This is a genomic window from Shewanella sp., assembly GCF_051658185.1.
In the GTDB taxonomy this organism is placed as follows: Bacteria; Pseudomonadota; Gammaproteobacteria; order Enterobacterales; family Shewanellaceae; genus Shewanella.
Genome location: NZ_JBOFMC010000152.1, coordinates 1 through 4,406 on the forward strand (window position 1 = coordinate 1; position 4,406 = coordinate 4,406).

At 47.5% G+C, this 4,406-nt stretch carries 5 protein-coding genes and 2 pseudogenes; all 7 read right to left on the reverse strand.

The genetic code is table 11. The features are described 5' to 3' along the window. Nucleotides 1-1,005 (reverse strand): annotated as a pseudogene (locus tag ACRCZA_RS06300) (hypothetical protein); the annotation flags it as partial. Beyond that, nucleotides 998-1,453, reverse strand: coding sequence for an MSHA biogenesis protein MshP (locus ACRCZA_RS06305; protein WP_438673608.1), 456 nt, complete (start codon nucleotides 1,451-1,453; stop codon nucleotides 998-1,000). The pseudogene ACRCZA_RS06300 and the gene ACRCZA_RS06305, both read right to left, overlap by 8 nt. Then, nucleotides 1,443-2,291 (reverse strand): PilW family protein, encoded by an 849-nt coding sequence (locus ACRCZA_RS06310; RefSeq protein WP_438673609.1) that lies wholly within the window; start codon nucleotides 2,289-2,291, stop codon nucleotides 1,443-1,445. Before ACRCZA_RS06310 ends, ACRCZA_RS06305 begins: the two co-directional genes overlap by 11 nt. Further along, entirely contained in the window at nucleotides 2,291-2,857 is a 567-nt protein-coding gene (locus tag ACRCZA_RS06315; protein ID WP_438673610.1) for a type IV pilus modification PilV family protein, read from the reverse strand. The genes ACRCZA_RS06310 and ACRCZA_RS06315 overlap by 1 nt, the downstream gene beginning before the upstream one ends. Then, the gene (locus ACRCZA_RS06320) at nucleotides 2,847-3,320 is read right to left on the reverse strand and encodes a type II secretion system protein (RefSeq protein WP_438673611.1); all 474 of its coding nucleotides are present in this window, start codon (nucleotides 3,318-3,320) and stop codon (nucleotides 2,847-2,849) included. The genes ACRCZA_RS06315 and ACRCZA_RS06320 overlap by 11 nt, the downstream gene beginning before the upstream one ends. Nucleotides 3,321-3,503: 183 nt before the next feature. Beyond that, complete coding sequence (locus ACRCZA_RS06325) at nucleotides 3,504-4,016, reverse strand: type II secretion system protein (protein ID WP_438673612.1); 513 nt, start codon at nucleotides 4,014-4,016, stop codon at nucleotides 3,504-3,506. 162 nt (nucleotides 4,017-4,178) lie between these two features. Continuing rightward, a pseudogene (locus ACRCZA_RS06330) lies at nucleotides 4,179-4,406 on the reverse strand (MSHA biogenesis protein MshB); the annotation flags it as partial.

The window sequence follows — 4,406 nt, forward strand, 5'->3', positions numbered from 1 at the left end:
CTGACCTTTATTATCGCTACAGCCCTCCCCAGAAAAGTTACCGAACTCATCTATTCCAACACCAAGCCAGCCGCCAGCAAATCCACTTATACTTGGCTTAAAGCCATAACCTAAGGGACCGCCAAAGGCACCGGGCTGCGGCGTAATGCTAGCATCGGACAACACCAAGGCGATACCGTCGGCACCATTGCCGCCATAGGCATAATGGTCAAATTGGATCTCAACTAAATTATTGGCTGCAGGAAATAACCTTTGAAAAGTTGACGCAGTAGATTGATTACCTTTTGCCTCGGTCAAACGCATCCGCCCTGCGACAATAGAAGGGCTAAAATTACCACTACTACGCGATACAACCCAATCGTTACTTAATGCTCCTTGAGAAAAATCATCAGTAAAACATTGCAAGCTACTATTACTACACATGCCATTAAAATCAGCATTATCAACCGCATTTGGGTCAAAGTTAACTTGCCCATTACCCGATACGTCCAACGCACCACCCGCCGCTACAGCACCACTAATGCTAGCTTGCCCTGCAATATTGACATCCTTTGCGACATAAATAACCGCATTTAGTGCATTTTGCCCTGCAATTGTTAGAGTGCCTGCAACATAAATGACTAAATTTTCAGGTTTGCCGTTTAAGTTCAATTTAACATTGGTCAAACTCAGGCTTTTAAAATATAACCGAGTGGTTCGGCCTGTTGTAGTGATTACCGCACCACTTTCAAAGTCACCTACATTATAGTCAAAATCCCCCGGCGCAAACTGGTTGCTCCCCCCATTACAACTCACATTATTACAAATGAGATTACCTAAAGTAGGAGAGGTTAAAATACCCGGTGGCAACACTAGACCGGGAGTAATGTTACCTGATGGTGGGTTAGTAAAAATGGTATCGCAGGCAGGTACTGCTGTACTGTTTGCTGAATAAATGGAAATCAGCAGAGTGAAAACGAGCCATATCTTAACGCGACAACGGCTTGCCATATCAATACTAACCACGGGCGACAACCTCCACTTGACGACTAACACGAGTATCACCACTTTCGCATACCGCAGTGCTATGAATATGAAACTGGGTTATCGCCCCCGCGGAATACGCCGTGCAACTTAATGCCACACTGCAAGCATGAAAACCCACCACATCCGGCGGTGTCCAATTGTTTGCAACACTTGCGCAGGTTGGGACGACATTGGCTGGCGCCGCCAGCGGGAATAATTGCGCTAATGCGGCATCCGCGCCACTGTTTGCCGCGGCTAACGCCCGAGTCCCCCACACTTCTTGGGTTAACCCGCTATCGGCATCCTCAACAATATTGATTAATGCCGCGGCCAGCAGAAACATCACGGTAATCACAAAAATGCCGATGACTAAGGCGCTGCCACCTTGGCGACGGGCCGAGTACCGATAACCTGCTGAGCGCGATAGGCTAAATACGTTAAGGGACATTGATCACCTGCACTTGATGTCGATACTGCAATGTCTCGCCATTGACATTAAATCGGGGCTGTAGCTGCACCATCGCATTATTGACTAGGCTCGATGGCGTGAGGATAAACGGTAAATCAGCACTACTGGTTAAGGCATTTGCGATGCCTTGTGCCATCAACACGCCAGAGCCCATATCTTTTGGGGCTGGCTGGCTGGCGACCAAACCATAGCCAGTATAACGCGTTAGCGTTAATTCATTAGCCGCTGGCGCCTTTTCAACGCAATAACTGACGGGGGCAGAAGCAAAATAAATCCGTTGCCGCGGGGAGGCGTCGGCAAATCTCACGTTAGCCGTAAAGGTTAAGGTCATTTGATTCGCTAGAGTGCTCATGCTGTTAATCTGCGCGCGTTTTTGCGCCGCAGCGTCATACACATCACGCTCGGTTAGGGGATAAATCCATGCATATTGGTTAACCGCAAGCTTACTGCTCAGGTTATCTACCATCACAGTCCCGCTTAAGGCCGCGGCGCTCGGCGCTATCGGCATCGCTAAATAGCTGGTGCTCGCCTCGGTAGGCACAAATTCAATACATTGATAGGTAAGATTATCGCCATTCAATCGCACACTGTTAGGCAGCGCGCTGCGCAGCTCGCGGGTCATACGCTCAAGGGCAAAACGACTCTGACTTAACACTTGGTCGACCGTACTGGACTCCACAAACATCCGTGTGCCGAAAATAATAAAGCTACTCACCCCGACCACCAGAATGCCTAAGATCAGGATCACTGTGACCATTTCGACTAAGGTAAAACCCTGTGCGTATAGATGCTTACGCTTAACGGAAAAAGAGCCCATTAGTAATTACTCCTCACCATATTGTAAGTAATTACTTCGCCATCGGGCGTAGTCACATTAATGGTCACTAACTTGGTATTGGGCACAGCGCCAAAGGTAACAGTCACACTTAATTGATAATGAGGATACACCTCTGCATAAGTTTGGCTGGAATTGAGCATCGCGGCGTTCTGGTTTAAACCGTGGTAATCGTCGACATCGTTAAAGTCGTTACGGCCTTCTCCCGCCTCAGGCCCCAAAGTGGCCGAACAAGGGCTGCCTAATGGGCTGCCACAGGCAGGCACGCCACCATTGGCATTGGTATTTTGGTCATAACGTTTGCCCCAAATTTCATTCATCACCGAATGGGCAAGTTCGGCACTTTTCACGCGATGCAAGGTCTTGGCGGCGCGATCCGCTTGGGGAAATAGCATACTGCTGAGCATCACCATCGCAATGGCGATCACCAACATGCCGACCACGAGCTCGATTAAGGTAAAGCCCTGCTGTGCTTTGGCGTGGGGAGGCACGTTGTTGGAGGCGGTGATGAATGCGGTTTTCAAGCGCAGCCGAGGGTTAATTGGCATAAATATAGCCCTCGCTGGCGATATTAATCACCACAGTATCATTGGCAACCACCTTAATGCAGGGGCCATGACAGCCAAGCAACACTCGGCCATGCATATCAAAATCAAGATTGAAATGAGTGGCGTTATTGCTCGTGAGCACTAACTGCGCACCACCTTTAAACGCTTGGGTCGATAACGGATTGGGTGCCAATGCGACGCCCGTACAGCCTACACTATCACGACTGGCAAACTGGCTCACTTGATAACCCGTCGCCGACACCGCCACACGGTAGCACCTGTCGGTATTATTTAACGCTTTTTGCTGAACTTGGCGCAGCTCGGCCATAAATTCATTGCGTAGGCTAAAGGCGCTGTAGGATGACGGGCTAAATAAGCGCGGCAATACCGTCACCGCCAAAATCCCCAGCAGGATAATGGTGGTCACCAGTTCGACTAAGGTAAAGCCAGCCTGTTTCGCCATCAAAAATAAGCCATGGTTGAGATAAGGTGCTAGGTTCAGTTTCTGCCAACTTGATTCGTAAGGCAATGATTTCGCTTAAGCAAGATAAATAATGCGGCAATTCAATTGATGAGAACCAACAAATCAATCGATTCTTAGCCTAAAAAAAAGGCCTGCTAGGCAGGCCTTTTCCAAAAATTCAAATTAACAACCAGTATCCGTAATCACGTATGTAGGCAGTTTAGCTGAAGTTGCTGAGGCATCTGCAACCACTGCTTCTGTATAAGTAAAATAACAGTCTGCAGGAGCGCCATGTTGATAAATCTTAGCAGTGCCTGGTGTGCCAGTTGTGCCAGTTGTTGAATCTATAATCCAATCTGCTTTAACAGCAGTCTGAGAAGAAGCATCGTCAAAAGTAATGTCCATGCCAGCTTCTAGTGAAGCTTTTGTTGCTTTCATATACCCATTTAAAATCGCTACCGTGCTAGTATCATCAATTTTTACGCTTGCATCACCTTTTTCCTGTCCGAGTAATGCTGCTTTTGAGTAAACCAAGCTATTTGCACCTTGAATGGCGCCTTTTAGACCTTGTAATGCAGACGCGCGCGCATCGCCTTGCAGGTTAATAAACTTAGGCGCTGCGGTGACAGCAAGAATACCTAAGATAATGATCACGACGACTAATTCGATTAAGGTAAAACCTTGTTGTTTTTTCATATTTAACGACCTTTTTTAAGAACTAATTAATTAAATTACGTGTAAAAAACGTAAAAACCAACCTAACAACTCACTTAACAACCAACCTAAAGAAAAACTAGTAGCCAACTTAACATCATCGTACTAATCCAGCCGATTAGCCCATGGGATTAACCCTGCAGATCAAGGCGTAAATGGGGTTTGAGTAAAACTTAACACTTTACCCGTACCAGGGTTATAAACCACGCCTTTAGCTCCTGTGGTGGCTAAGTCTGGGGCAGGATTAGGCACACCCGTGGTTGGGTTTAACACCAGTGAGGCGACTTGGTGATAAACACATAAATCCAAACCACTCACGGCGGTGCCGGCAATGGTATTAGTACTGCCACCCGCACCAGCAATCACCCGTAC

Bases quoted from the DNA above. Each gene is read 5' to 3' on its own strand.
- ACRCZA_RS06310 (WP_438673609.1), bottom strand. From the start codon at position 2,291: ATGGGCTCTTTTTCCGTTAAGCGTAAGCATCTATACGCACAGGGTTTT.
- ACRCZA_RS06320 (WP_438673611.1), bottom strand. From the start codon at position 3,320: ATGGCGAAACAGGCTGGCTTTACCTTAGTCGAACTGGTGACCACCATT.
- ACRCZA_RS06325 (WP_438673612.1), bottom strand. From the start codon at position 4,016: ATGAAAAAACAACAAGGTTTTACCTTAATCGAATTAGTCGTCGTGATC.
- ACRCZA_RS06305 (WP_438673608.1), bottom strand. From the start codon at position 1,453: ATGTCCCTTAACGTATTTAGCCTATCGCGCTCAGCAGGTTATCGGTAC.
- ACRCZA_RS06315 (WP_438673610.1), bottom strand. From the start codon at position 2,857: ATGCCAATTAACCCTCGGCTGCGCTTGAAAACCGCATTCATCACCGCC.